This is a genomic window from Stenotrophomonas sp. YJH_SMC_46 (genome assembly GCF_059370315.1).
In genome coordinates this window covers 151,045-176,352 of record NZ_JCAFTO010000001.1, presented here as the reverse complement: position 1 = coordinate 176,352, position 25,308 = coordinate 151,045, and the positions used below count along the sequence as shown (strand labels likewise).

Genomic DNA, 25,308 nt, shown 5'->3' with positions numbered 1-25,308 from the left:
GCAGGATTCCAGTCAGGAGAAGTAGGTGCCGCCGTTGACGTCCAGATTCGCACCGGTAATGAACGCCGCCGCATCCGAGGCCAGGAATACAGCGGCGTCAGCGGCTTCGTCCGGCGCACCCTGGCGGCGCAACGGGGTGGCACCGGCAACGGCCGTGCGCACTTCCGGCTTGGTGAACTCGTCGTGGAAGCGGGTGGCGATCATGCCGCAGCACAGTGCGTTCACCCGGATACCCTTCGGCCCCAGCTCCTTGGCCATGGCGCGGGTGAAGGTCATCACCGCCGCCTTGGCGGTGGCGTAGATCGATGCGCCTGGGCCGCCGCCATCACGACCGGCCTGCGAGGCGAAATTGACGATGGCCGCGCCTTCGCGCATGTGCGGCACCACCGCGTGCGTGGTGAGATAGGTTGAGGTGATGTTGAGGTCCATCACCGTGTGGAAGAACGCCGGGTCGATCTCGGCCAGCGGGCGACGCTGCACCATGCCACCGGCCACGTTCACCAGCAGGTCGATGCGCTCACCGAACGCGGTCTGTGCTGCAGCGACCAGGCCGGCAACGGCAGCGGCATCGGTGACGTCGGCGCGATGCACGATGGCCTGGCCACCGGCCGCCTGGATCTGCGCCAGCGTTTCCTGGGCACTGGCTTCATCATTGGCGTAGTTGATGCAGACGCGTGCACCGGCGGCAGCCAGTTTGATCGAAACGGCGCGACCGATATCGCGGCCACCGCCGGTGACAATGGCCACCTTGTCCTGGAACGACATGCGGAAAACTCCTTGGTTTGCGGGGGAATGGATGTACTTGGAAAAGAAGGAGACCCAGGCTCAACCGGCGCGGCGGTCGAGCTTCTGGATAGGACCGGTCCACCACCACAGCGCGGCCAGCGACAGCGGCACCAGCGCGGCAACGAGGATGAAGATCGGAGCGTAGGAATGGCGGGTCAGCACTGGCACCAGCCAGGTGGTGATCAAGGTGCCGGCCACGGCCGCGAGGCCACCGAGGCCCGCCAGCGTGCCCACCGAGCGGCCGTCGAACAGGTCGCCCGGCAGGGTCTGGATGTTGCCGATGGCCACCTGGAAGCCGAACAGCACGGCAGCGATCGCCAGCACCGCCAGCAGCGGCTGGTTGGCCAGCACGGCAGCCAGCAGGGCAGGGGCCATGATCACGCAGCCCAGCGTGATGGCCAGCTTGCGGGCGCGGTCCACGCTGTGCCCGGCGCGGATCATCCGCCCGGACAGCCAACCGCCGCTGAGGCTGCCCAGCATCGCGCCAACGAACGGCACCCAGGCGAACAGGCCGATCTGCTTGATGTCGAAGCCGAAGGTTTCGGCCAGGTAGATCGGCAGCCAGGACACGAACAACCACCAGATCGGGTCCAGCAGGAAGCGGCAGGCGAGCATGCCCCAGCTCTGCCGGTGGGCCAGCAGCTCACGAACGCTGGCCTTCGGTGCCACCTCTGCCTGCTGCCCGGCCTGGTCTTCCTGGATCAACCGGCGCTCGGCATCGCTCACCCACGGATGCTTGTCCGGCCCGGCGCGGTAGACAAACAGCCATGGCAGCAGCCACAGGAAGCCGATCGCACCGACCAGCACGAAGGTGCCGCGCCAGCCCAGCCACAGGTACAGGCCGGCGATGGCCGGTGCGGAGACAATCGCGCCGATCGACGCACCTGCGTTGAACACGCCCTGCGCCAGTGCGCGCTCGCGTGCCGGGAACCACTCGGCATTGGCCTTGACCGCGCCTGGCCAGGCACCGGCCTCGCTGATGCCGAGCATCGCCCGCACCAGGCTGAAGGACAGCATCGAATGGGTGACCGAATGCAGGGCGATGGAGATCGACCACACGCTGATCGACAGAGCGAAACCCAGGCGCGTTCCGATCATGTCGAACAGGCGCCCGAACAGGAACTGGCCGGCGGCATAGAACAGCATGAACACCGTCACCAGCAGCGCGTAGTCATCCTTGGTTGCGCCCACTTCCCTGGCGATTTCCGGCCACATCACCGCCAGTGCGTTGCGGTCGATGTAGTTGATGACCGTAGCCACGGCGATCAGGCCCACGATCAGCCAGCGCACTGTTGAACGCACCGGCACCTTGCGCAGGTTGGCCACCACCGCAGGGCCGTTCATTTCGCGTCATCCTTGCTGCGGTCCATGCGCGCGTGGCTGCCGCTCCAGCCGTAGGCATGGCCGTCGACGGTCACGCTGTGCTCGCCCTTGGCGCTGCTGTCATCGGCCACGCCCAGCGCGATGCGAGCTCCACTGGCAAGGCGCAGTTCGATCACCTCGGCATCGCTGCCACGGGTGCGCACGATGTCCTTGATGCGGCTGTCTGCGCCGTGCACGTACTCGGCGGTGCCGTTGTACTCGCCGTGCGGCTCCAGCACGCTGAAGAAGGTCACGTCCTTCTGGCCTTCCACGCGCTGCAGCAGGGCCGGTTCGCGGCGCAGGTTGAATTCCGGGTCGTTGGCACCGCTTTCCACCAGCAGCGCCTGCGCGGGTGCGCTGCTGCCGAAGCGGTAGGTGTAGAAGCGGCCGTCCAGCAGCCAGGCCAGCGAACGCGGTTCGCTGCCGGGTTTGCTGCGTGCATCCAGCCACAGGTGCTGGTAGCCGTTGTCCTTGCCCAGCACCGGGCGCTGGGCGGGGAAGTGTTCGGCCTCGAAGCCGGTGGTGACGATGTGACCGTTGAAGTGCAGCGGCAGGTCGTAGCGCGCGGCCTTGTTACCGTGTACCTGCAACAGATCCAGCACCACTGGCAGACCCAGGTCGGGGTGGCGCAGCAGCGCCTGGGTGCGGGTGAAGATCACGCCTGGATACGCATCGCGCATGGTTGCCGAGGCGACCTGGGTATCGGCATCGGCCTGGAAGAAGCGCACCTGCGGGGCATGCTCCTCGCCGCGCTTCCAGTCGCCCTTGAAGTGGCTCTGCTCGTCCACCACCAGGGTGTTGTGGGCCACGGTCTGCTTGGCCCAGCTGCGGTTCTCGGCTAGGTAGATGCCGCCGCGCTTGGCTTCCACGTTGAGGAAGCGGGCCGCGCCGTAGTCGGTCACCACTGGGTTGCCGTTGTCGTAGAACAACCAGTTGAGCTTGTCGAAGTGGCCGTGGCCCATGCCCTGCATGGTGTCCTTCTGCACCAGCGCCTGGCCGCGCTCGCCGTTCATGCGCAGAATGGCCAAGCCGCCGCGGTCGCCGTCAGGGCCGTCGCGCAGCAGCATCGGCCTGTAGTCGAAAGGCTTGGCCTTGTTCGCCGCCAGCGCCTGCGCCACCTCCAGCCCTTCGGGCGAAAGCAGCAGGCGCTTCTGTTGCTGGGCCACGGACAGCAGGCGGTCATCACCGGTACGCGCATAGGCGATGCCGATGCCGGCCACCAGCTCTTCGGTGTCGATGCCTTTGTCCAGGATGGCGTCGTTGATCGGGAAGAACAAGCCGTTGTAGCTGGACTGCACCAGCACATCCACGGCCTTCAACAGCACGCCGTCACGGCGCGCGAAGATCTTCCGCTGAGGTTCGTTGCGTTCTATGGCATTGGCGAACAGCAGGAACGGCGCCAGTGCATAGCGCTGGTAGTAGGGGCCTTCCTCGTAGTAACCATCGGGCGAGAACAGCAGGTCGATCTGCCGAAGAAAGCCGAATTGATCGTCCTTCCGACTGCCGCGCAGGGATTTCTCCACCAGCTCAGGGTCGCGCAGCACGTAGCCGGTCATGCCGGTGGCGGCCACCGCCCAGGTGGCGTGGTTGTGGATCTGGTCGTAGTTCTTCGGCTCGCTGACGAGGAACTCGGCCATTGGCCGGAACACCTTCGATTCGATGGTGTTGCGGTCGCTGGCGGACAGCGCGTCGCGGATCGCGTCGTAGCCCTGGATGGCGTTGACCAGCCATACCGAATCGTTGAGCACCTGCCAGAACACGCGCCCGGGGATCTGCCCACGGCCTTCCGGGTGCGGGCCCAGCGTCGGGTACAGCTGGGCATACTGCAGCAGCATGTCGCGCGCATAGTCCACGTAGGCCCTGTCGCCGGTCAGCCGGTACAGCGTGCCCGCCGCCAGCAGCGCCTGGTAGTTGCGCTTGTGCTGTTCATGGGTGCGCCCGCCGCCCTTGTCCTTGGGTACCGGCACGTCGATACCGGCTTTCATCATCTTCTTCAGCGTCGCCTCGGTGCGCGCCTGCTCCTTGGAAAACCACGGGTAGCGGCGGCCTTCGCTGGCCATCTGCTGCCACTGTGCGGCGGTGACCAGCACCGGCGCGGCCTCGGCCTGTCGCACGGCGGCAGTGGGGGCTGCGAACAGCGATGCGCTCGGCAGCAGGGCGAAGGGGGCGGCCAAAGCCAGGGAAACGAACAGCGGCTGCAACCTCATCGATCAACTCCATTGCGGGTGCGTGACAGGGCAACTTCGCCCACCTTGGGATACCAGGCAACGCCGGTCGCCTCGCGCGCGGTCATCGCCAGCGCAGGATCGGCACCCACGGCGGGCAGGGCAGGCGTGGCAACCCACAATCCGCTATCAGCCTGCTGCAGGCTGACACCACGGCTCTCTACGCCTCCCGGGAACACAGTGCTGGCTGCCGGCGACTGCACGTTGCCACTGAAGTCGATACCGGCCAGCGAACTGGCGGCATTGGGCGGGTTCCTGCTGGTGCGGTTGACGATCAGGTTGCCGGTGAAGCGGCTGTTGCTGGCGGCCACCACGATGCCCTTCGCCTCATCATGGCCGACGCCGAAACTGATCTTCGCCACGTCCACGAAGGTGTTGCCGCTGATCGTGGCATTCACCACCGGCGCATAGCCGGACAGCGGCGGATTGGCCTGCGCATCCATCACCGCCAGTGCCGAACGGTTGCTGGACCCGGCCAGCCGTTCAAAGTAGTTGTTGCTGACGGTCTGGTCGGCGTTGATGATGCGTACGCCGCCGGTGCCGGCCTTGTCATCGCCGAGGAAGACATTGTCGATCACCCGGTTGCCATTGCCGTGGCGCAGGGTCAGTGCTCCGGCCGAACGATAGAACACGTTGCCGCGGAAGGTATTGCCGCCAGACTTGTTGGAGACGATTTCGGTCTCGCCGTCGCAGCCTTCGAACCAGTTGTTCTCCACCGTGCTGTTGGAATTGCTCAGTGAGATGTCACTGGTGCCGACGCGAATCGTTTCACCGCCGTTGACGCCCAGCGCTGGGCGTGGGCCGAACCAGTTGTGGTCGATGCGGTGCTGGTTGTCCAGGCCCTGGGTGGCATCGCGCACCACCACCACGGTCGGCCCGGCATTGGTCTTGCCGCGCAGCTGGCTGTGATCGAGGCGGTTGTGGCTGCCATAGAAGGAAACCCAGTAGTCCTGGTCGCTGGCATCGGGGTTGGTGTAGTCGTCGATCACCAGGCCGGTGACGCGGCTGTTGCTGGCGACGGCCTTGCTCGATTCGCGGAATGCCACCACCGCATCACCCGGTGCGTAGCCGTTGCGGAACACCAGGTTGGACACCTGCAGGTAGCTCCCTGCCAGGCGCAGGTCCGAGCGCCCGCTGAAGACGACCTTGCCGGCGGTCTGCGCGCGCAGCGTGATCGGCGCGGCTGCCGTGCCCTGGCCCTTCAGCAGCAACCGGGCGTCGGTCCAGATGCCGTCAGCCAACACGATCTCATCGCCGGGCTGCAGCGCCGAGGCGGCGGTAGTGAACTCAGCGACATCGTGGACGAGCCAGCTGGTAGCACTTGCCGCTGAAGTGGTCAGGCACATGACCAGACCAGTGGCCAGGCAAAACAGTGATGGATAGTTGGACGGGTGACGTGCCAGCGAGTGAATGCGCATGAAATCCTTCCAGGGACGGCCCGGCCGTCGTTTCAGGGTGGGTCTGCATACCACTTTCGGGTCTGTTGTAAGCCAGCTTTCGCGCAAAGTCATGCTGCAGAAGCACATTAAATTGCGATCAACTGGTATGGATCAAAGGCATTTGAACATTCACATACCAATTGGTTGACATTTTCATGTCGCCGTGCCGAAGCTGCGTCCCACGCCTGGCATGCAGGCGATCCTTTGGGAGGAGGAAACCATGCGGCGACCCGCCGGAGCAGTGCACAGCATCTCGTTGTCCCCCACACCCCTGATCGTGGCGCTGCTCGCCGTGCTGGCGGGCCTGCCCACGGCCCAGGCGCAATCCAGCAAGGAGGCAGCAGGGCAGGATCCCACCACGCTGGACCAGGTGCAGGTCACCGGCATCCGCGAATCGATGCAGAGTTCGATCAACAAGAAGCGCGACGACACGGTCATTGCCGATGTGCTCTCGGCCGATGACATCGGCGACCTGCCGGCGCCCTCGCTGGCCGACGCGATCGAGACCCTGACCGGCGCCGCCTCGACCCGCGACAAGACCGGGGCCTCGGAAATCTCCATCCGTGGCCTGGGCGCCTTCCTCAGCAGCACCAACTTCAATGGCCGCGAGATCACCAACGGCAGTGGCGACCGCTCGGTGAACTTCAACATGTTCCCCGCCGAGCTGATCAATACGGTGGCCATCTACAAGACCCAGCGCGCCGACATCATCGAAGGCGGCGTGGCCGGCACCATCGGCCTGGAAACAGTGCGCCCACTGGAGTACGGCAAGCGGGCGGCGCAGATCGATCTGCGTGGCAGCTGGGCCGAGTATGACAAGAAGTATCGCGACGACGACGGCATCGGCTACCGCGGCACCGCCAGCTACATCGACCAGTTCGAGTTCGGCAACGGGCAGAAGCTGGGCATTTCGCTGGGTTTCCAGCGCCTGGACGGCACCGATCCGGAAGAGAGCATCACCAGCGGTTCCACCTGGTATGCCTGCGATGGCACGCAGAACGTGGGCAATGCCAACTGCAATGAAGTGTCCGCGCAGGCCATCGCCAACGGCGCACCTTACTACCTGGTGCCCAGCAGCCGCATCTACCGGCTCAAGCAGGAGCGCAACGACCGCCAGAGCGAGTTCGCTGCACTGCAGTGGCGGCCCAATGACGTGGTTGAAGTGAATCTCGACTTCGAACACACCGAGCGCAACTGGTACGAGAACCGCAGCGATCTGAGCCTGTCCAACGCACGTCGCGGCATCACCCAGCGCGACGTGGACGCAGAGGGCATCGTGCGCCACCTGCATGGCAGCACCTCGATCGACTCCACCTCCAACCGCTACTGGCGTGGCGAGGAATACACCGGGGGTGGCCTGAACCTGATCCTGCGACCGACCCCGGCCTGGGAGCTGTCCACCGATCTTTCGTACTCGCATACCAATCGCCTCGATAGCGAGCGCATGACCCGCCTGCGCGCGAACCAGCGCGACGTCAACAATGCCGCCGTGCCCGGCATCAGCAGTGGTGCCACCGGCTACGTGGACTATGACTGGGACTGGCACGGCGAAGTGCCCAGTGTCGCGCTGGCGCCGAACTTCGACCCCACCAACTGGGACGCCTACACCGGGGCGGCGCGGGTGACCTCAAGCGCAACGGAGAATGACCACAAGATCAAGGCCGGCCGCTTCGATGCCAGTTTCATGCCCGAGTCCGGTTTCTTCACCCGCATCAAGGGCGGCGTGCGCGCCAGCCAGGCCGACTACCGCCTGCGCGACAACACCCTGGTAACCGACTACGACCAGCGCGTGGCGGCCGACAAGGCGAAGATCATCGCTGCCAACCAGGCCTGCCGTGCACCATTCCCCCAGGATGACTTCATGGATGCCGCCAGCGGCAACACGATCTCCTCGTGGGCGTACTTCGATCCGAACTGCCTGTACCAGTCGTTCCGTGGCAGCCTCGACAGCGGGCTGGATCCGGGTTTCCAGGATCCGAACAATGTCGATATCACCGAGAAGACACGCGCGCTCTATCTGCTGGGTGAGTTCAGCAGCAGCCTGTTCGGTTTGCCGGTGACCGGCAACCTCGGCCTGCGCTGGGTCAAGACCGATGTTCGCTCCGAAGGCGTGCGTACCGGCCTGCGTATCGAGGACAACGGTGACGGGACGATCCGCCTGCAACCCACCGGCGAGTACAGCACGCAGGTGTTCAAGGCGGGCAACGACAAGCTGCTGCCCAGCCTCAACGCGGCCTTCGAACTGCGCCCGGACGTGTTGCTGCGGGTCGGTGCGTACCGCGCGATGTCACGGCCGGACATCGCCGCGCTGGGTGCGGGGCGCACCATCAACGTGAGCAGTGATGCCACCTACGGCAACCTGGCCGATGCGCTGGATGACATCAGCGCCAGTGGCAACCCGGCGGCACAGCCGCTGATGTCCTGGAACGGCGACCTGTCACTGGAGTGGTACCCGAACCCGGACACGATGCTGGCCGGCGCGGTGTACTGGAAGCAGTTCAACGGCGGCACCGCCACCGCGCTGGTGCCGGAGACCTACACCATCGACGGCCAGAGCGTGACTGTGCCGGTGCGGCAGCAGGTAACCACCGACGAGGACAGCACGCTGACCGGCTTCGAGCTGACCGCCACCCATCGACTGTCGTACCTGCCCAAGCCGTTCGACGGGCTGGGCTTCAAGGTCAGCTACAACTACGCCGATGCCGACTACCGGACCCAGGACTCACGACTGGGCGAGCAGCTGGCCAGTGATGGCACGATCATTCCGGCGATCGTGCCGCCGGCGGGTCTCAGCGGCTTCTCGCGGCACGTCCTGTCCGGCTCGATCTACTGGGACGTCGGGCGCTTCAACATCCAGGCCATCGGCAAGTTCCGCTCGCACTACTACCAGGACTTCACCGGCAACACCGCGCAGCAGAACCGCTACTATGATGACAACACCAGCGTGGACCTGCGCCTGCGCTACCGGGTGAACAAGCAGTTGTCGCTGTCGCTGGAGCTGATGAACCTGACCAACGAGCCGCGCGTGGCCTACCAGCCGCTTTATGGGAACTTCCGCGAAGTGGTGACCTACGGGCGGCGTGCGTATTTCGGTGTACGATACAAGTTCTGAACAGGGCGGCGCGGCCAGTGGTCGCGCCGTCGCTCCAACCGGACCCTTGCCGGCCGCGGTGGCAGGGCAGGGACCCGGAGGGAATCGCCAAGGGTCAGCCGCATGTCCGCCAACCGCCTTTACCAGACCATCGCTGCCAAGCTCCGCAAGCTGATCGAGGACGGCGAATTTCCGCCGGGCTCGCGGCTGCCGGGCGAGCGTGAACTGGCCGAACGGTTCGGTGTCAGCCGGGTCACCATCCGCGAAGCCGAGATCGCACTGGAAGCACAGGGCTGGATCGCCATCCGCATCGGTTCGGGCGTGCATGTGAAGCCGCGCCCGACGCAGGCGTCCGGCGGGCTGCCGGATGTCAGCGCCTTCGACCTCACCGCTGCCCGCGCGGTATTCGAAGCCGAGGCTGCCGCGCTGGCTGCCAGCAATCTGGATGATGCCGGCATTGCCGAATTGCAGTCGTTGGCCGAAGCGCTGTGCCGTCGCGACCTGAGCGACGCCGAAGCCGGCGAGTACGACCGCCGTTTCCACCTGGCCATCGCACGGCTTTCCGGCAATCCGGTGGTGGAATTTTTCGTGCAGCAGATCTGGCGCATGCGCAGCGAACTGCCGCGGGTGACCGAGGTCTATGCCCGGGTCTGCCACGATGATGGCGCCAGCCGTGCCGACGAGCACATGGCCATCTTCGAAGCCCTGCGTGCGCGTGATCCGGTGGCCGCACGCAATGCGATGCGCCATCACTTCCAGCGCCTGTTCGAAGCCATGCTGCAGGCGACCGAAAGCCAGGCGCTGGAGGAGATCCGCCGGCGCACGCAGCAGGATCGTGAACGGTTCCTGGCCACGACGCGGATCTGAACGACGGAGCGGACACCGGCCGAGCGTCTGCGTGCCGCGACCTGGCCAGCGCCGGGGGTAATGGCTGTTGCATCGTTGAGCATGCCGGCGGGTGATCGCCGGTGATGTGTCATGCCAATGATGCATGCCGGTGCCGAGAGGGCAGCGATCATACTGCACCGTTGCGTTTCCATTGAACGATTCACGGCCGCGGCTACGTGCCCTTTCGAATCTCATCCCCTGCGACGGCAGCCCGTATCCTTCCTGCATGCATTCCTTCTCCGATCTTCGCGGTCTCCCGGCAGTCCCCGCGTCCTCCGGCTGGGTGCAACGCGGTGAGCGCTGGGATCTATGGTGGAGCGGCCGCATCGTGGCCAGCATCGTCCCGCACGCAGTGCTCGGCTTCCAGGTGTACCTGGATGCACGCAGGATGTCCCCGGCCAAGGTGGTGCACGCGGTGAATGCGCGGCAAGCCCGGCGCTATGCCGAGCGCTGGTGCGCGGCTCGGCTTTGCCCCCGGTTGCGGCTGCGCGACGCGGTCGCCTGTCTCGTGGGCGCCGCGCCTTCGGCAGGCGCGGCGCGGCCGCCGCCGCTCACACGGGAGCAGCGCCAGCAGGCGCGCCGCCTGGCCGAGGCCGGGACAGGGGAGGTGGCACGCATCAAGCAGGCGCTCGCACCGCGGCAGCCTGCAAGGCCCTTGGGGCAGTTAACGTGTCAGGCGTGGTCGGTACCCGGCAGGACGCCCACAGCCCTGGCAAACGCTACGCCGAAAGCTCCTCACGCACGATCCTGGCCCCTTCGCTGAGCGCGCGCAGCTTGCCCCTGGCCACGGTGCGGGCCAGCGGCGCCATGCCGCAGTTGGTGCTGGGGTAAAGCTTGTCGGCATCCACGAACTGCAGCGCCCTGCGCAGGGTGTCGGCCACTTCTTCCGGTGTTTCCACCGCGCTCGAGGCCACGTCGATCGCGCCTACCATCACCTTCTTGCCACGGACCAGCTCGATCAGGTCGATCGGCACGTGCGAGTTATGGCATTCCAGCGAAATGATGTCGAGGCTGGAGGCCTGCAGTTTCGGGAACGATTCCTCGTACTGGCGCCATTCCGATCCCAGCGTCTGCTTCCAGTCGGTGTTGGCCTTGATCCCGTAACCGTAGCAGATGTGCACGGCTGTCTCGCACGTCAGCCCTTCGATCGCGCGCTCCAGGGCGGCCACGCCCCAGTCGTTCACTTCGTCGAAGAACACATTGAAGGCCGGCTCATCGAACTGGATGATGTCCACGCCGGCCGCTTCCAGCTCCTTCGCTTCCTCGTTGAGGATCTTCGCGAACTCCCAGGCCAGCTTCTCCCGGCTCCTGTAGTGGGCGTCGTACAGCGTGTCGATCATCGTCATCGGGCCGGGCAGCGCCCACTTGATCGGCTGCGCAGTCTGGCGGCGCAGGAACTTCGCATCCTCCACGAACACCGGCTTCGGACGGCTCACGGCGCCGACCACGGTGGGCACGCTGGCATCGTAGCGGTTACGGATGCGCACGGTTTCGCGCTTTTCGAAGTCAACGCCGCTGAGATGCTCGATGAAGGTAGTGACGAAGTGCTGCCGGGACTGCTCACCGTCGCTGACGATGTCGATGCCCGCGTGTTGCTGTTCCTGCAGCGACAGGCGCAGCGCATCCTGCTTGCCTTCAGCCAGGCCTTCGTCCTGCAGCTTCCAGGGCGACCAGAGCTTTTCGGGTTCTGCCAGCCAGGACGGCTTGGGCAGGCTGCCGGCGGTGGAGGTGGGGAGCAGTTTCTTCATCGGTGTCGGGTTGTCCTGGTATGCGAAGGGGAAATCGATGGATCAGCGCGCAGCCCACTGCTCAAGCACGGCGCGGTACGGCTTGATGAAGTGCTCTTCGGTGAACCGGCCCTGCTTGACCGCCAGCTGGCTGCGCTCTTCGCGGTCGTAGACGATGCGGGTGGACGAGTAATCCTGGTGCTTCAGGCTGGGCTGGTAGACCTTGCCGGCCACGGAATTGGCGTTGTAGATCTCCGGGCGGTAGATTTTCTGGAACGCTTCCATCGTGCTGATGGTGCCGATCAGCTCCAGGTTCGAGTAGTCGCCCAGCAGGTCGCCCTGGAAGTAGAACGCCAGCGGCGCGACGCTGCCCGGCGGCATGAAGTAACGTACCTCCAGGCCCATCTTGTCGAAGTAGTGGTCGGTGGCGGAGAACTCGCCCTGCCGGTACTCCACGCCCAGGATGGGGTGATGATTCTCGGTGCGGTGGTAGGTCCTGCTGCTGGAGACGCTGATGCAGATCACCGGCCCCTTGCGGAAGCTGGCGCGGTAGGCGTCCGATCCAAGGAAGTGCTTGAACAGCTTGCCGTGCAGGTCGCCAAAGCCTTCCGGAATGCCGAAGGTGGCCTTGCCCTCGTTGCTGGCCGGCAGCACCACGCTGAAATCGTAATCACGCACGTAGGACGAGAAATTGTTGCCGACGATGCCTTCGGTACGCGCGCCGGTCCGCGTGTCGACGATGGTCGGTTGCAGCACCTCGATCAACGGAAACGGATCGTTGCCGTCGGCGCCGTCGATGTGCATCTCCACCGAGATGATGTCCAGCTCGACGGCATAACGATCGGCGCTCGGGTTGTCCCAGTGCGCCAGGTCGTTGAAGCGGTTGTTGATCATGCTGAGGGTGTTGCGCAGGTTTTCCCGCCGGGAAGCGCCGCGCGCCAGATTGGCGAAATTGGTGGTGATGCGCGTGCCCTCGGCGGGCTGGTAGTCCTCGTTGAAGGGGATGCGCGTGATGCTGAAGGTGAAGGTGTCGTTCGTCATGGGCGGCGTTCCGTGATGCGGGGTGACATCCGGATGCGGGGCGAGCGCATCCGGCATTCAGGGTGCTGCGGCAGCCTCGAGGGCGGCGACGGGCTGGCGGGCCAGGGCCAGCAGTGGCATGGCTCGGTGGACCGCCAGTCGAGCGCGCTCGATCAGCGGTTCGTTGTGCACGCGGCCGTCGGCGAAATCGCGGTCGGTGGCATAGACGCCCAGCGGCAAGGTGCGGGCCTGGAAGAAGCTGAAGAGCGGCCGCAGCTGGTGGTCGATCACCAGCGCATGGCGCTCGCTGCCGCCGGTCGCGGCCAGCAGGATGGGGGTGTCGACCAGCGCATCCTGGTGGATGAAGTCGAAGAAATGCTTGAACAGCCCGGTGTACGAGCCGCGATAGACCGGTGTGCTCACCACGAGGACATCGGCGTGCTCGACGGCAAGCAGCTGGCGCTCGACAGCCTCGGGCAATTGTGAGCGGCACAGGGCGCCGGCCAGCTGCGGGGCGAGCTCGCCGAGCTCGATCAGATGGTGTTCGCAATGGACGTCGTTGCCGATCACGCGCAGCAGATGCTCGGCCAGGAGGGTGGCCCGCGAGGGGCGCTGCAGTCCGCCGGACACGGCGACGATACGGAGAGGGCGGTGGGATGAAGGCATGACCCGATCCTAGTCATGCCTTTCCATGACGTAAAATGGTATTACTTCACCTATCCATGAGTGAGATTCATCGTCATGCTGGAGCGCATCCACCTCAGCATCGTGCAGCAGGTCGAGCAGCAGGGCTCGCTCACCGCCGCCGCCGGCGTGCTCAACCTGACCCAGTCGGCGCTCAGCCACAGCATGAAGAAGCTGGAGCAGCAGCTGGGTACCGAGGTCTGGCTGCGTGAGGGTCGCAGCCTGCGGCTGACCCAGGCCGGACAGTACCTGCTGGCAGTGGCCAACCGGGTGCTGCCGCAGCTGGACCTGGCCGAGGAGCGCCTGCGCCAGTTCGCGCAGGGCGAGCGTGGCGCGTTGCGCATCGGCATGGAGTGCCATCCCTGCTACCAGTGGCTGCTGAAGATTGTCTCGCCCTACCTGGCGGCATGGCCGGACGTGGATGTGGACGTCAAGCAGAAGTTCCAGTTCGGCGGTATCGGCGCATTGTTCGGCTACGAGATCGACCTGCTGGTTACCCCCGACCCGCTGCTGAAGCCGGGCCTGAAGTTCATTCCCGTGTTCGACTACGAACAGGTGCTGGTGGTGGCCGGGAACCATGCCCTGGCCAAGGTGGACCACGTAAAACCGCGCCAGCTCGGCCAGGAAGTGCTGATCAGTTATCCGGTGCCGTTCGAGCGCCTGGACATCTACAACCAGTTCCTGCTGCCGGCCGGCATCACGCCGCGGCGCCACAAGGCCATCGAAACCACCGACATCATGATGCAGATGGTGGCCAGCGGCCGCGGCGTGGCTGCAATGCCGCGCTGGCTGGTGGAAGAGTACGCCGCGCGCATGGACGTGGTGCCCGTGCGCCTGGGCGCCAAGGGCATCCCCAAGCAGATCTATCTCGGCGCGCGCGAGGCCGATACCGGTATCGACTACCTGCAGGCCTTCATCGAACTGGCCCGCAACAGCTCGCCGCTTGCCGGCAATGCACGCGAGGCGCGCTGATGCCGGTCGGTACCTCAGCGCACGCGGAAGCCTTCATCAACGCCTTTTCACTGGAAGTCAGCGCGAAGGCCATGCCCGCGCTGCGCGCCGAGGCGGATCGGATCCCGCGAGGTACGGTCATCTCCATTCCCTGGCTGGCCAGCGAGGATGACGACGCCCGCCTGGCCGCCGTGCGCACCGTGCGCGCGCTCGGATTCGAGCCGATGCCGCATCTCTCCGCGCGGCGCATCGGGTCACGCACAGCGCTTGAACGCTTCCTGGAGCGCGCCACCAGCGAAGCCGGGGTGGAGCGCTGCCTGCTGATCGCCGGTGACCTCGCCACGCCTGCCGGGCCGTTTGCCGACAGTGCTTCGATCATCGAGACCGGGCGTCTTGAGCGTTTCGGCATCAAGGTCGTAGGTATCGGCGGGCATCCGGAAGGCCATCCGGCGATGAGCGGCGACGCTCGCTGGCAGGTACTCGAACGCAAGTGCCGGGCCATCGAAGCGCGCCGCATGGCGCCTGTGATCGTCACCCAGTTCGCCTTCGATGCCGATGCCGTGCTGGCCTGGCTGGATGCACTGCGCGCGCGCGGCATCAGCGTTCCGGTGCTGGTCGGCGTGCCGGGTCCGGCCAGCATCGCCCGCTTGCTGCGTTATGCGGCGATGTGTGGCGTAGGCGCCAGTGCATCGATGCTCGCCCAGTATGGCATCTCGATCGGCCGGCTGCTCGGAACGGCGGGGCCGGAGGTTTTCGTCGATCGCCTGGTGAAGGGGCTGACCCGCGCCCATGGCCAGGTCAGCCCGCATTTCTTCCCGTTCGGCGGTGTTGCGCCGTCGCTGGAGTGGGTGGCGCAGTACCGGCGGCGCATTTCCATCAGCCAGCGCCGATGATCTGCGTCATGGCATGGATCGCGTTGTCCGGGTGCCGGGTTGATCCAGCGAAGGCGCCGGCCTGGAAAGCCTCCCATTGCAGCGACGCATGCCCAGGTCGAGGCGCCCTGCAATGCCCTGCGGGTTGATGTCTCCGGCGCGATTGATCAGTACGACGAGCGTTCTTCGATCGGTGGGACGGTGCCGGAGATACCCGGTAAAGCCTGCGGTCCCGCCGCCATGGCCGACTACCTTTCCGCCATCGGAAACTTCCCAGCCGGCCCCCCAGCCCGCCTTGCTGCCATTGGCGAGGAGTGTGTCGCACCACATCCGCTTCAGGGCCGCCTCGGGCAACAGTCGATGCTGGTCCAGCGCCACAGCGAAGCGCGCCATGTCGTCGATGCTGGCGAGCAGGCCGCCGGCGGCCCATGCCGAGCCCGGAGCAGTGGGCGGTGGTGCGCGCCAGTGGCCATCCTGGAACAGATGCCCCTGGGCAATCCGGCGCCGATCGTCTGCACGACGCGGTCCCGCATCGCGCATGCCCAGCGGCGACAGTATCTCCTCCTGCAGAACCCGCCAGTAGTCCATGCCGGTTGCATGCTCTATGGCCAGGCCGAGCAGGATGTAGTTCGTATTGGAATAGGCGTGCCGCGCACCGGGCGCAAACGCCAGCGGCCGCTCGGCCACCTCTGCGAGCAATTCACTGGGGGCTGGATTCGTCGGCATCAACCGCAGGAAATTTTCTTCATTCAGATAGTTGGGAATGCCTGAGGTATGGCTCAGCAGCTGCAGCAGCGAAGTGGATGCCCATGCGGAAGGCAACCCTTCCACGTACTGGCCGATGGGCGCGGTGACGTCGAGCAGATGCCGCTGCTGGAGCCGGAAAATCAGCAGGGCCGTGAACAGCTTGGTGATCGACCCCAGTTCGAACACGGTATGGCGATCAATCGGTGCAGGCCGGGTGTCATTGAGCCGCCCGGTCGTGCACAGCGCGGCAATGCGCCCGTGATCGACCAGAACGGCCGCCATGCCAGGCTGCCGTTCGGCCTGCAGCAATGCGGTCAGCGAACCGCATCCCGCCGACGTCGCCCGGCTCGCCAGCGCCGACGGTGCTGACAGGCCGAAGCCAGTGGCCAGCAGCGCCGCACACAGGCGACGTCGAACAGGGTCGTGGTACATGCACGTGGCTCGCAGCGGCGTCGTGGTGATGGTAGCGCGGACTGAGGGCCGGCCCGCGCAGGGTGCACCAGGTGAATCCACCCCGACAGCTGCCGGGGACGCGCAGCATGCCGGCGGGTCATCCGCGATGGCTGACAGCTGTCACTGGCTGCAACCCGGGCGGAAGCGAATAGTGAGCGCCAATGCGAGGGCACCTCGCCACCACTCAGCCACCACTCATCAAGGGGACCGCTCATGAACATGCTCCAGCAACTCGCCTCGCAGACGCCGGTCTGGGTCTGGCTGCTCCTGGCCTTCCTGGTCACCCGTGGCATCGCCGCCATGAAGCCTGCAGAAACCTCGCTGCACAAACTGGCGATCGTGCCCGCGCTGTTCGCAGTCTGGGGCGCGTGGTCGATCAGTCATCGCTTCGGCGCGTCGCTGGCCGCCTGGAGCGAGTGGCTGGCCGGCATCGCAACGGGCGCGGCGCTTGCCTGGCTGCTGCTGAATCGCTTGAAGCTGACGCTGGACCGCAGCACCGGCAAGCTCTGGCGCAGCGCGGACTTCAGCCTGCTGCCGCTGCTGCTGGTCACCTTCCTGGTGAAGTACGGCTTCGAAGCCGCATTTGCGGTGTCGCCGTCGCTGTCCGCCCATGCCGGTTTCAGTGCCGCCTACCTGCTGCTGACAGGCGGATTCACCGGCATCTTCGTCGGCAAGTACGCCCGGTACCTGGCTTCGTTGCGGATGGAGGCGGCGGGCAAGGGACTGGAAACCGCAGGCTGATTGACCTGGTAGTGCCGGCCGCTGGCCGGCTTCCCCATGCAGCGTTGCGCGGGGCTGGCGCAGGCGTCACGATGCCCGCCACTGGCCAACACCGGAAACGCTGACGTCATGAAGACCACATCCTGGTTCTGGATCAACGTGGCCAGTCACTTCGGCATTGTCGCCGCCCTGGCTTGGTTGCCCGCACGGTGGACGGGGCAACTTGTGGAAGCCCTGGCCGGGACTCAGCCGGCTATCGGCGACACCCGCCATTTGGCCTTCATAGGCTCCATGTTCGGCTTCTGCGTGACCGCACTGATCCTGATGGGGGTGTTGACTGTCACCGGCGAACTGCTGGGTTTCTCCAGGCCCTATGCGCGACGGTCGGAGGCCCAGAACGAAGCGCAGGCCGTCCACCGGAAGGTACTGCTGACTACATTCGCCACGCTCTCATGGGTGGCCGTGGGATCGCTTGCAGGTATTGCGTCGATCTTCGCGGCCTCGTCATGAAGGGCGACCCTGTCAGCGCCCCGTGTGCCGGAACGGATGGGTGCGTGAACTGCGGGACTGCTCACGCCTCCCCACGCCACTGGCTCATCAGCATCTGCAGGAATCGCTCCGCCGTGGGCGAGAGCAGGGCGCCGCGGCGGCGGACGATGCCGATCGTGCGCGACACCACCGGGTTGCCGATCGCGCGAGTCACCAGGGTGGGGTGATCCCCATCTGGCGTGGCCATCTTCGGTAGCACCGACACGCCGATGCCCGCCTCGACCATGCCCAGTGACGTCGACAGGTGGGTCACTTCGTAGTGCCAGCTCAACTTGAGGTTCTCGCGCGCCAGCGCGCCGTCCAGCAGCGTGCGGTTGCCGCTGGTGCGATGCACGGTGATCAGCTGGTGCTCGGCCAGATCAGCCCATTCCACTTTGCGCTTGCGGGCCAGCGGATGATCGCGCCGGCAGGCGAGGACGAAGGGGTCCTCAGCCAGCACGTCGAAGTCGAGATTCGGATCGTTGGCGCCCATGAAGTTGATGCCGAACTCGACTTCGCCACGTTCCACTGCCTGCAGACCCTCCGTGGCCGGGATATCCAGAATGCGGAAGCGAACGTTCGGGTGCGCTTCGTGGAAACGCGCCATCACGCTGGGCAGGAAGTAGAACGCCGCCGTCGGCAGGCAGGCGATGGTCACTGTCGCGCCGCGGGTGTCTTCGCGGCCGCGCAGCGAGAACAGTGATCCATCGAATTCCTCCAGCATGCGGCGCACCAGTGGCAGCAGGTTCTCGCCGACGGCGGTGGTACTGACGCTGCGCGTGGTGCGCTCCAGCAGCGGCGAGCCCACCGCCTGCTCCAGTTTCTGGATCCGGCGGCTGAGTGCGGGCTGGGAGACGTGAAGGATTTCCGCGGCCCGATGAAAGCTGCGTGTCTCCGACACCAGCAGGAACGCACGCAGATCGAGGATTTCGCAATTGATGCTCATCAGGTATCAATCATCCAAAAATCAGCAATTCACAGATCAATTGGGATCATGCCAGTATCGAATCACAGAGGGGTCATTCATCCCCGATACGCATCAATCTAGCACACGTATGTCCAACGATCTGCTCAGCATTCCCTGCGTGCTCATGCGCGGCGGCACCTCCAAGGGCCCGTTCTTCCTGGCCAGCGACCTGCCGGCGGACACCGCCGAACGCGATCGCCTGCTGCTGGAAGTGATGGGCTCGGGACATCCGCTGCAGATCGACGGCATCGGCGGTGGCAACGCGCTGACCAGCAAGGTGGCGATCATCGACCGCTCCAGCCGCCCGGACGCCGATGTCGACTACCTGTTCGCCCAGGTACGGGTCGAGCAGCAAGTGGTGGATACCTCGCCCAACTGCGGCAACATGCTGGCGGCCGTAGGCCCGTATGCCATCGAGCGTGGGCTGGTGCAGGCGCAGGATCCGCAGACCGAAGTGCGCATCCACAACGTCAACACCGGCAAGTTGATCATCGCCACGGTGGAAACGCCGGGCGGCAATGTGGCCTACCGCGGTGATACGCGCATTGCCGGCGCGCCGGGCTCAGCCGCGCCGGTCAGGCTGTCCTTCCTTGATGCGGCAGGCGCCCGCACCGGCAAGCTGCTGCCCAGCGGGCATGCGCAGGAAACCATCAATGGCGTGCCGGCCAGCCTGGTGGACTGCGCCATGCCGATGATGCTGGTGCGTGCCGAAGACCTGGGCGTGCGCGGTGATGCCTCGCCCGCCGAACTGAACGCGGACGCGGCGTTCATGCGCCGGCTGGAAGCGCTGCGCATCGAGGCGGGCGCCCGCATGGGCATCGCCGACGCCGGCAACAAGGTCATTCCCAAGCCGGTGCTGCTGTCGGCGCCGCAACAGGGCGGCGATCTGCAGGTGCGCTATTTCATGCCGCACCAATGCCACACCGCACTGGCCATTACCGGCGCGGTCGGCCTGGCCACCGCCGCCGTCACGCCGGGCACGCTGGCCCACACTTTGGTCGGATGCCGGTCCGTTCCCGGCAGCATTACCCTCGAACATCCGAGTGGGGCCCTGGAGGTGGGCCTCAGTCGCAGCTCGGGCGATTCGCCGGTGATTGCCAGCGTGGTCCGCACCGCACGCCGCTTGTTCGAGGGGCGCGTGTACGCGACTTCGCCCGCGCCCGCCACGGCCAGTGCCACCCAAGCCCGCCAATGGACGTCAGCGGCATGATCTGAACCCGGACGGGCCTGCGTAGACGCGTATGCCCGCCATTACAACGTAGATGCTTCACTCCTGGGAGGGATGATGTACAAGCAGTTCTTGATGGCCGCGCTGTGCGTGGCCGGGCTGGCCGCGGCCGGATGCAGCAACAGCGGGCGCGTGGAAGGCGCGGCCGCCGGCAGCAGCGACAACGCACCGGTGCGCATCAGCGTCGGCTCCTACAACCTCAACAACCTGCCGTTCTTCATTGCCGACGCCAAGGGCTACTTCAAGGACGTCGGCCTGCAGGTGAAGACCGAGAACTTCGCCCAGGGCGGCTCCAAGGTGCTGCAGGCGCTGGTGGCCAATTCCACCGACGTAGCCGTCGGCTTCTACGACCACACCATCCAGATGCAGGCCAAGGGCAAGGACGTGGTGGCCTTCGTACTGCTCTCGCGCAACTCCGGCCTGGTGATGGCCGGCCGCGAGGATGCCACCTTCGATCCGGCGCGCCCGGAGACCATCAAGGGCCAGAAGGTCGGGATCACCGCACCGGGCTCCTCGTCCGACTTCTTCGTCCGTCACTTCCTCGCCCAGCACGATATTCCGGCCGACAGCATCTCATTGATCGGGGTCGGCTCGGGCGCCGCAGCAGTGGCCGCGCTGGAGCAGGGCAAGATCGACCTGCTGGTCAACTATGATCCCGCCGCCACCCTGATCACCGAGCGCAAGGTCGGCAGGATCCTCCTCGACGCGCGCAGCGACGACGGCGCCCGCCAGGTCTATGGCGGCCTGTACCCGACCTCGGTGATGTACGCCAACCAGAGCTTCCTGGACAAGCGCCCCGAAGCGGCCGAGAAGATCGCCCGCGCCGAGCAGATGGCCTTGAAGTTCATCGCCGACAACAGTGCTGAAGACATCGTCGCTGCGCTGCCGGACAGCTACGTCTCCGGTGACCGCGCCACCTATGCCCGCGCGGTGGAGAACGCGCGCGCGATCTTCACCCGGGACGGTCACTTCACGCCTGCCGATCTGGAAACACCGCTGAAGGTGCTGCGTGAGTTCAACACGGATGTCGCCAAGGCCGATATCGATCTGTCCCGGACCTACACCAATGCCTTCGTCGAGCGTGCCAACGCTGCGGCGCCGGCGGCCCAACCGTAAGCGGAGGTAACCCATGGCCCTCAATGCCACCGTGCGCCAGTTCAATGGCGCGCCGCAGCTGGAGCCTGCACAGACCATGGTCGCCATCAACAAGGTGACCATGTCCTTCGGCGAATTCACCGCCGTACGCGATGTCGACATCCAGGTGGGTGACGGCGAGTTCCTTGCCATCGTCGGGCCGACCGGCTGCGGCAAGAGCACCATCCTCAATTCCGTGGCGGGCCTGCTGAAGCCGTCGTCGGGCCAGGTCAGCATCGATGGCCGTGCCGTCAGCGGCGTGCAGGAGTCGGTCGGCTACCTGTTCCAGCAGGACGCGCTGCTGCCGTGGAAGACCGCGTACCAGAATGTTGAACTCGGCCTGCGCTTCCGCGGTGTGCCCGAGGCCGAACGCAAGGCCAAGGCCAACGCGTGGCTGGCCAAGGTCGGCCTGGCCGGCTTCGAGCATCGCTACCCGCACCAGCTGTCCGGTGGCCAGCGCAAGCGCGTGCAGATGGCCCAGGCGTTGATCGTCGAGCCGAAGGTGATCCTGATGGATGAACCGTTCTCGGCGCTGGACATCCATACCCGGCACCTCATGCAGAACGAGCTGCTTCGCCTGTGGCAGGAAGACCGGCGCTCGGTGATCCTGATCACCCACGACCTGGAAGAAGCGATCGCCTTGGGCGACCGCGTGGTGGTGCTGTCCTCCGGCCCGGCCAGCCGCGTGGTGCGCAGTTTCGATGTGGATCTGGAACGGCCGAGGAACGTGGCCGAAATCAAGCTGGATGACCGTTTCACCGACCTGTACCGCGACATCTGGGCCTGCCTGCGCGGCGAAGTGGAGAAGAGCTATGCACGCCAAGACTGACAAGTTCATCCAGCTCGCGCTGGTGGTCGCCGTGTTCGGTGGCTGGGAAGGCGGCATCGCGCTGGGCGTGATCGATCCGTTCTTCTTCCCATCGCCAACCGCCATCGTGCAGCAGGCCTGGACCTGGCTGTCCGATACGTCGTTCTATCAGCATGTCTACATCACGCTGACCGAAACCGCGCTGGGCTACATCATCGGCACCGGCCTGGGTGTGGCCGGCGGCGTCTGGCTCGGCCTGAGCCGCCGCTCGGCACGCATCCTCGATCCCTTCATCAAGGGCTTCAACGCGATTCCGCGCGTGGTGCTGGCGCCGATTTTCGTGCTGTGGCTGGGCCTGGGGCTGTGGTCGAAGGTGGCGCTGGCGGTCACGCTGGTGTTCTTCACCACGTTCTTCAATGCCATGCAGGGCGTGCGCGAGGTGAATCCGGTGGTGCTGGCCAATGCCCGCATCCTGGGGGCGAGCCGCAGTGACCTGCTGCGCCATGTCTACTTCCCCGCAGCGGCGAGCTGGATCCTGTCTTCGCTGCGTACTTCGGTCGGCTTTGCCGTGGTCGGTGCGATCATCGGCGAATACCTCGGCGCCTCGGCGGGCCTGGGCTACCTGATCGCGCAGGCAGAAGGCAACTTCAACGCTGTGGGTGTGTTCGCCGGCATCATCATCCTGGCCGCCTTCGTGCTGGTCATCGACGCGCTGCTGGACGTGGTCGAGAACAAGCTGATCACCTGGCGTCCCAACGCCCAGGCACAGGCCACCAGCTGACCCGGACGGGCTGAGCCCGCCTGCCGCGCCGCCGGGCCGATCCGGCGGCGTGCGCTTCCTACCCCGATCTTCCCCCGCACCACCGCAACAGGCCAGCGCCGGGCCAGGGGGCCGGCTGGCCGGAGAGAGAGCCCATGAACCCTTCCACCGTGCTGCCGCTGGCAGCGCTGCCGGTCGCGCTCGGCCTGCTGTTGGCCAGCGGCCATGCTGGCGCACAGTCCACGTCCTCGCTGCCCGCGCCGCTGAGCCAGGCTGAGCTGTCACGCCTGGTGCAGCAGCAGGCACTGCAGATCCAGCAACTGGAAGCACGCCTCCGCGCCGTCGAGGGCGGGCAGGGCAGTGCGAGCGCACCGTCAACGCCGCCCCCGCCTGCGCTGGAAACGCGGGTGGCCGCACTCGAAACCAGCCAGTCCAGGCTGCCGAAGGTCTCCTGGGCCAAGGGTGCGCCGGAGTTCAGCAGTGCCGATGGCGCCGTGGCGTTCCGTCCGCGCGGACGCCTGTTCGTCGACGCATCCAGCACCGACGGATCCTCAGTGAGTGACCGCAACATCGCCGGTACCGAGATCCGCTCGGTGCGGCTGGGCGCCGAAGGCCGCTACGGTATCCTCGGCTGGGCGGTGGAAGGTGACTTCGCGGACAACGCGGTGGCGTGGAAGTCGGTCTACGCCACCGTGGACCACCGCCTGTTCGGGCTGCCGGCCGACCTGACCGTGGGCAACCGCCTCAATGACCGGGGTATCGACGGCTCCAGCAGCACGTCCAACACGCCGTTCCAGGACCGCAACGTGGTCGGCACGCTGATGCTGCCGCAGCGCGGCCTGTTCGGTGTCGGGCTCACCGAGCGGGTGTATGGAAAGGGCTGGCATGCCAGCCTGTCGGTAGCCGGCAACGACCTCAACAACGCCGGCACCGACAACGACAGCCAGACCTGGGCCACCCGCGTCCACTGGAATCCGCTGGACACTGCCGACGCCACGGTGCATCTGGGCGCATGGGCCTTCCACGAGAAGATTCCCGCCGGGGCCACCGGCGTGGTGCGCAGTTCGGCCATCGCGGGGCATTTCAACGATTTGGTCAGGATCACACCGGGCACGCTGGTGGGCGCCGAGCGCAGCACCGCCTACGGTGCGGAACTGGCCGGCTTCTTCGGCCCGGCGTGGGCAACCGGCGAGTGGGGTACGCGAAGCCTGCGCGGGGCCGATGCCGGCGGGCGCTATGATCGCGACCACGAGGCGTGGGCGATCTCCGCTGGCTGGTTCCTGGCGGGCGCGCTGCCGTCCTACTCGGGCAAGGCCGGCACGTGGGGCAAGGTAAAGGTGGCCGATCCGGTGACGCGCGGCGGCAGTGGCGCGTGGGAGCTGAAGGGCCGCTATGAGGACGTGGACTATGCCGAACTGCCCAGTGGTGGTACCGGCCACGCGTGGACACTGGGCGCGAACTGGTATCTCAACGATTTCAGCCGGGTGATGTTCGAAGCCGTGCGCTGGCAGACCCGCCACCGCAGCGGCAGTGCTGCGGGCAGGGATGAAGGCACCACCTTCAATACCCGTCTGCAGTTGGCCTTCTAGGGCCGGGCCGCCGCCTGCATTCTGGTCACAGCAGCAACAACGCAGCGATGAGTGCAGGCGACATCACCAGCGCGCCGACGCGCAGGAAGTCGAGCGCGCTGACATGCTCGCCTTCGCGACGCAGCGCCACCAGCCACAGCATCGTGGCCAGCGAGCCGGTCACCGACAGGTTCGGGCCCAGGTCCACGCCGATCAGCAGTGCGGCACGGGTCTGTGCGGGCAGTTCAGCCATCTGGCCCAGCGAACCGGCGGCCAGGCCGATCGGCAGATTGTTGGCCACGTTGCTCAGCAGCGCGGCCGCGCCACCGGCCAGCCAGCTGGCCTGGCGGGGAGATGCCTGCGCCACGGCCTGCAGTGCGCTGGCCGCGCTCTGGATGACACCGGTCTGCGCCACCGCTTCCACCAGCACGAACAGTCCCGCCACCAGCGGCAGCACGCCCCAGGACACGTGGCGCAGCAGTGGCAGCGGGCTGCGCCGCTGACGGATCGCCACCACCGCCACACTCAGCGTGCCCGCGCAGAACGTGGTCAGGCCCAATGGCCCGTTCAAGGCGGACGTGACCAGCAACACGGTGCCGGTGAACAGCACGCCCAGTGCGCTCAGCCGGCCGCCGTCGGTCAGCGGGCGATGCGCCGGCGCGGCCACCAGCGGCTGGGCGATCTCGCGCCGGTGCACCCAGCGCAGGACCAGGTAGGTGGCACCGATCGCCGCCGCCGACGGCAGCGCGAACTGCGCCAGCCACTGCAGCAGCGGCGGCATGTGCTGGCCGTACACCACCAGGTTGGCCGGATTGGAAATGGGCAGCACGAAGCTGGCCGCATTGGCGATGAATGCACAGACGAACAGGTAGGGCAGGGGATTGGCGCGCGCCGCCTTGCAGGCGGCGTAGACCGCCGGGGTCAGCACCACGGCCGTTGCATCGTTGGACAGGAACACCGTCACCAGCGTGCCGACCAGGAATACCAGGTCGAACAGGCGTCGCCCGGATCCGCCCGCATGCCGGACCGCGTACAACGCCACCCAATCGAACAGGCCTTCGCGCCGCGCCAGTTCGGCCAGCATCATCATGCCGACCAGGAAGAGGTAAACGTCGCGGCCTTCGGTCACCGCGCCCCATGCGGTGTGCAGCGACACCGCGCCCAGCAACGGCAACAGGGCGGCAGCGCCCAACGCCCACACATATTCGGGGATGCGGAAAGGACGGAAGAGCAGGCCGATGGTGGCAACGGCGACCGCTGCCCAGATCACGAGGGGGGCTTGGGGGGCGAGCATGGAGTGGGGCTTCAGCGGCACCGGCAGCGACCCCGGCGCAGGGGGGGGGGGCCTGG

The 25,308-nt window shown here is 66.2% G+C and carries 21 protein-coding genes; 11 read left to right on the top strand and 10 right to left on the bottom strand.

Features of this window, described 5'->3' with window-relative positions; genetic code table 11:
* Positions 1-12: 12 nt before the first annotated feature.
* The 4 genes from AC5P8C_RS00850 to AC5P8C_RS00835 are packed head-to-tail and all read right to left on the bottom strand — an operon-like array spanning position 13 to position 5,791.
* Positions 13-765: an SDR family NAD(P)-dependent oxidoreductase gene (locus AC5P8C_RS00850; RefSeq protein WP_010485596.1), complete on the bottom strand. Its 753-nt coding sequence runs from the start codon at positions 763-765 to the stop codon at positions 13-15.
* Between the two features lie 60 nt (positions 766-825).
* Complete coding sequence (locus AC5P8C_RS00845) at positions 826-2,130, bottom strand: MFS transporter (RefSeq protein WP_019659759.1); 1,305 nt, start codon at positions 2,128-2,130, stop codon at positions 826-828.
* On the bottom strand, positions 2,127-4,355 hold the full coding sequence (locus AC5P8C_RS00840) for an oligoalginate lyase (RefSeq protein ID WP_019336530.1): 2,229 nt from the start codon (positions 4,353-4,355) through the stop codon (positions 2,127-2,129). The genes AC5P8C_RS00845 and AC5P8C_RS00840 overlap by 4 nt, the downstream gene beginning before the upstream one ends.
* Complete coding sequence (locus AC5P8C_RS00835) at positions 4,352-5,791, bottom strand: polysaccharide lyase 6 family protein (RefSeq protein WP_019659758.1); 1,440 nt, start codon at positions 5,789-5,791, stop codon at positions 4,352-4,354. Before AC5P8C_RS00835 ends, AC5P8C_RS00840 begins: the two co-directional genes overlap by 4 nt.
* A 241-nt stretch (positions 5,792-6,032) precedes the next feature.
* On the opposite strand from AC5P8C_RS00835, the gene AC5P8C_RS00830 reads away from it, so the two are divergent.
* Together AC5P8C_RS00830 and AC5P8C_RS00825 are read left to right on the top strand one after the other, a co-directional pair.
* Positions 6,033-8,924, top strand: a complete 2,892-nt coding sequence (locus AC5P8C_RS00830; RefSeq protein ID WP_050563254.1) for a TonB-dependent receptor — start codon at positions 6,033-6,035, stop codon at positions 8,922-8,924.
* 102 nt (positions 8,925-9,026) lie between these two features.
* Positions 9,027-9,770 (top strand): FadR/GntR family transcriptional regulator, encoded by a 744-nt coding sequence (locus AC5P8C_RS00825; RefSeq protein ID WP_019659756.1) that lies wholly within the window; start codon positions 9,027-9,029, stop codon positions 9,768-9,770.
* A 740-nt stretch (positions 9,771-10,510) separates the two neighbouring features.
* Here AC5P8C_RS00825 and AC5P8C_RS00820 read toward each other — a convergent pair.
* Genes AC5P8C_RS00820 through msuE form a run of 3 tightly spaced genes read right to left on the bottom strand, consistent with a single transcriptional unit; the run spans position 10,511 to position 13,204 of the window.
* Positions 10,511-11,539 carry a methionine synthase gene (locus AC5P8C_RS00820; RefSeq protein WP_495218219.1) on the bottom strand — a complete coding sequence of 343 codons (1,029 nt, stop codon included), beginning with the start codon at positions 11,537-11,539 and terminating at the stop codon, positions 10,511-10,513.
* Positions 11,540-11,581: 42 nt separating this feature from the next.
* On the bottom strand, positions 11,582-12,559 hold the full coding sequence (locus AC5P8C_RS00815; protein ID WP_495218218.1) for a DUF1852 domain-containing protein: 978 nt from the start codon (positions 12,557-12,559) through the stop codon (positions 11,582-11,584).
* A 57-nt stretch (positions 12,560-12,616) separates the two neighbouring features.
* On the bottom strand, positions 12,617-13,204 hold the full coding sequence (msuE, locus tag AC5P8C_RS00810; protein WP_495218217.1) for an FMN reductase: 588 nt from the start codon (positions 13,202-13,204) through the stop codon (positions 12,617-12,619).
* A 75-nt stretch (positions 13,205-13,279) separates the two neighbouring features.
* On the opposite strand from msuE, the gene AC5P8C_RS00805 reads away from it, so the two are divergent.
* Together AC5P8C_RS00805 and AC5P8C_RS00800 are read left to right on the top strand one after the other, a co-directional pair.
* Positions 13,280-14,194: a LysR family transcriptional regulator gene (locus AC5P8C_RS00805; protein WP_019659751.1), complete on the top strand. Its 915-nt coding sequence runs from the start codon at positions 13,280-13,282 to the stop codon at positions 14,192-14,194.
* Positions 14,194-15,066, top strand: a complete 873-nt coding sequence (locus AC5P8C_RS00800) for a methylenetetrahydrofolate reductase (RefSeq protein ID WP_495218215.1) — start codon at positions 14,194-14,196, stop codon at positions 15,064-15,066. Before AC5P8C_RS00805 ends, AC5P8C_RS00800 begins: the two co-directional genes overlap by 1 nt.
* A gap of 6 nt (positions 15,067-15,072) precedes the next feature.
* Here AC5P8C_RS00800 and AC5P8C_RS00795 read toward each other — a convergent pair whose 3' ends face one another.
* Positions 15,073-16,224: a serine hydrolase domain-containing protein gene (locus tag AC5P8C_RS00795; protein ID WP_495218214.1), complete on the bottom strand. Its 1,152-nt coding sequence runs from the start codon at positions 16,222-16,224 to the stop codon at positions 15,073-15,075.
* Positions 16,225-16,458: 234 nt separating this feature from the next.
* Between AC5P8C_RS00795 and AC5P8C_RS00790 the strand changes: the two genes are divergently transcribed.
* Positions 16,459-16,986, top strand: a complete 528-nt coding sequence (locus AC5P8C_RS00790) for a DUF6622 family protein (protein ID WP_495218213.1) — start codon at positions 16,459-16,461, stop codon at positions 16,984-16,986.
* A 108-nt stretch (positions 16,987-17,094) separates the two neighbouring features.
* Positions 17,095-17,475 (top strand): hypothetical protein, encoded by a 381-nt coding sequence (locus tag AC5P8C_RS00785; RefSeq protein WP_233652814.1) that lies wholly within the window; start codon positions 17,095-17,097, stop codon positions 17,473-17,475.
* Between the two features lie 61 nt (positions 17,476-17,536).
* Here AC5P8C_RS00785 and AC5P8C_RS00780 read toward each other — a convergent pair whose 3' ends face one another.
* A complete protein-coding gene (locus tag AC5P8C_RS00780) occupies positions 17,537-18,439 on the bottom strand; it encodes a LysR family transcriptional regulator (protein WP_010485668.1) in 903 nt (300 codons plus the stop codon).
* 109 nt (positions 18,440-18,548) lie between these two features.
* Here AC5P8C_RS00780 and AC5P8C_RS00775 point away from each other — a divergent pair, with 109 nt between their 5' ends.
* From AC5P8C_RS00775 to AC5P8C_RS00755, 5 genes are all read left to right on the top strand, one after another.
* On the top strand, positions 18,549-19,670 hold the full coding sequence (locus AC5P8C_RS00775) for a 4-oxalomesaconate tautomerase (protein ID WP_019659747.1): 1,122 nt from the start codon (positions 18,549-18,551) through the stop codon (positions 19,668-19,670).
* 75 nt (positions 19,671-19,745) lie between these two features.
* Positions 19,746-20,804: an ABC transporter substrate-binding protein gene (locus AC5P8C_RS00770; protein ID WP_111098466.1), complete on the top strand. Its 1,059-nt coding sequence runs from the start codon at positions 19,746-19,748 to the stop codon at positions 20,802-20,804.
* A 13-nt stretch (positions 20,805-20,817) separates the two neighbouring features.
* A complete protein-coding gene (locus tag AC5P8C_RS00765; RefSeq protein WP_014647218.1) occupies positions 20,818-21,651 on the top strand; it encodes an ABC transporter ATP-binding protein in 834 nt (277 codons plus the stop codon).
* Positions 21,635-22,411: an ABC transporter permease gene (locus AC5P8C_RS00760; protein ID WP_005409726.1), complete on the top strand. Its 777-nt coding sequence runs from the start codon at positions 21,635-21,637 to the stop codon at positions 22,409-22,411. The genes AC5P8C_RS00765 and AC5P8C_RS00760 overlap by 17 nt, the downstream gene beginning before the upstream one ends.
* A 134-nt stretch (positions 22,412-22,545) precedes the next feature.
* Positions 22,546-23,979 carry an OprO/OprP family phosphate-selective porin gene (locus tag AC5P8C_RS00755; RefSeq protein ID WP_495218212.1) on the top strand — a complete coding sequence of 478 codons (1,434 nt, stop codon included), beginning with the start codon at positions 22,546-22,548 and terminating at the stop codon, positions 23,977-23,979.
* Between the two features lie 25 nt (positions 23,980-24,004).
* Here the strand turns inward: AC5P8C_RS00755 and AC5P8C_RS00750 are convergent, their stop codons facing one another.
* Positions 24,005-25,252, bottom strand: a complete 1,248-nt coding sequence (locus tag AC5P8C_RS00750) for an arsenic transporter (protein WP_495218211.1) — start codon at positions 25,250-25,252, stop codon at positions 24,005-24,007.
* Positions 25,253-25,308: the final 56 nt, after the last annotated feature.

Excerpts from the sequence above, each read along its gene's own strand:
- AC5P8C_RS00760 (WP_005409726.1), top strand. The coding sequence starts at position 21,635 with ATGCACGCCAAGACTGACAAGTTCATCCAGCTCGCGCTGGTGGTCGCC.
- AC5P8C_RS00780 (WP_010485668.1), bottom strand. The coding sequence starts at position 18,439 with ATGAGCATCAATTGCGAAATCCTCGATCTGCGTGCGTTCCTGCTGGTG.
- AC5P8C_RS00765 (WP_014647218.1), top strand. The coding sequence starts at position 20,818 with ATGGCCCTCAATGCCACCGTGCGCCAGTTCAATGGCGCGCCGCAGCTG.
- AC5P8C_RS00850 (WP_010485596.1), bottom strand. The coding sequence starts at position 765 with ATGTCGTTCCAGGACAAGGTGGCCATTGTCACCGGCGGTGGCCGCGAT.
- AC5P8C_RS00815 (WP_495218218.1), bottom strand. The coding sequence starts at position 12,559 with ATGACGAACGACACCTTCACCTTCAGCATCACGCGCATCCCCTTCAAC.
- AC5P8C_RS00750 (WP_495218211.1), bottom strand. The coding sequence starts at position 25,252 with ATGCTCGCCCCCCAAGCCCCCCTCGTGATCTGGGCAGCGGTCGCCGTT.
- AC5P8C_RS00805 (WP_019659751.1), top strand. The coding sequence starts at position 13,280 with ATGCTGGAGCGCATCCACCTCAGCATCGTGCAGCAGGTCGAGCAGCAG.
- AC5P8C_RS00770 (WP_111098466.1), top strand. The coding sequence starts at position 19,746 with ATGTACAAGCAGTTCTTGATGGCCGCGCTGTGCGTGGCCGGGCTGGCC.
- AC5P8C_RS00795 (WP_495218214.1), bottom strand. The coding sequence starts at position 16,224 with ATGTACCACGACCCTGTTCGACGTCGCCTGTGTGCGGCGCTGCTGGCC.
- AC5P8C_RS00835 (WP_019659758.1), bottom strand. The coding sequence starts at position 5,791 with ATGCGCATTCACTCGCTGGCACGTCACCCGTCCAACTATCCATCACTG.
- AC5P8C_RS00755 (WP_495218212.1), top strand. The coding sequence starts at position 22,546 with ATGAACCCTTCCACCGTGCTGCCGCTGGCAGCGCTGCCGGTCGCGCTC.
- AC5P8C_RS00785 (WP_233652814.1), top strand. The coding sequence starts at position 17,095 with ATGAAGACCACATCCTGGTTCTGGATCAACGTGGCCAGTCACTTCGGC.
- AC5P8C_RS00800 (WP_495218215.1), top strand. The coding sequence starts at position 14,194 with ATGCCGGTCGGTACCTCAGCGCACGCGGAAGCCTTCATCAACGCCTTT.
- AC5P8C_RS00820 (WP_495218219.1), bottom strand. The coding sequence starts at position 11,539 with ATGAAGAAACTGCTCCCCACCTCCACCGCCGGCAGCCTGCCCAAGCCG.
- AC5P8C_RS00775 (WP_019659747.1), top strand. The coding sequence starts at position 18,549 with ATGTCCAACGATCTGCTCAGCATTCCCTGCGTGCTCATGCGCGGCGGC.
- AC5P8C_RS00845 (WP_019659759.1), bottom strand. The coding sequence starts at position 2,130 with ATGAACGGCCCTGCGGTGGTGGCCAACCTGCGCAAGGTGCCGGTGCGT.
- msuE (WP_495218217.1), bottom strand. The coding sequence starts at position 13,204 with ATGCCTTCATCCCACCGCCCTCTCCGTATCGTCGCCGTGTCCGGCGGA.
- AC5P8C_RS00840 (WP_019336530.1), bottom strand. The coding sequence starts at position 4,355 with ATGAGGTTGCAGCCGCTGTTCGTTTCCCTGGCTTTGGCCGCCCCCTTC.
- AC5P8C_RS00830 (WP_050563254.1), top strand. The coding sequence starts at position 6,033 with ATGCGGCGACCCGCCGGAGCAGTGCACAGCATCTCGTTGTCCCCCACA.
- AC5P8C_RS00790 (WP_495218213.1), top strand. The coding sequence starts at position 16,459 with ATGAACATGCTCCAGCAACTCGCCTCGCAGACGCCGGTCTGGGTCTGG.
- AC5P8C_RS00825 (WP_019659756.1), top strand. The coding sequence starts at position 9,027 with ATGTCCGCCAACCGCCTTTACCAGACCATCGCTGCCAAGCTCCGCAAG.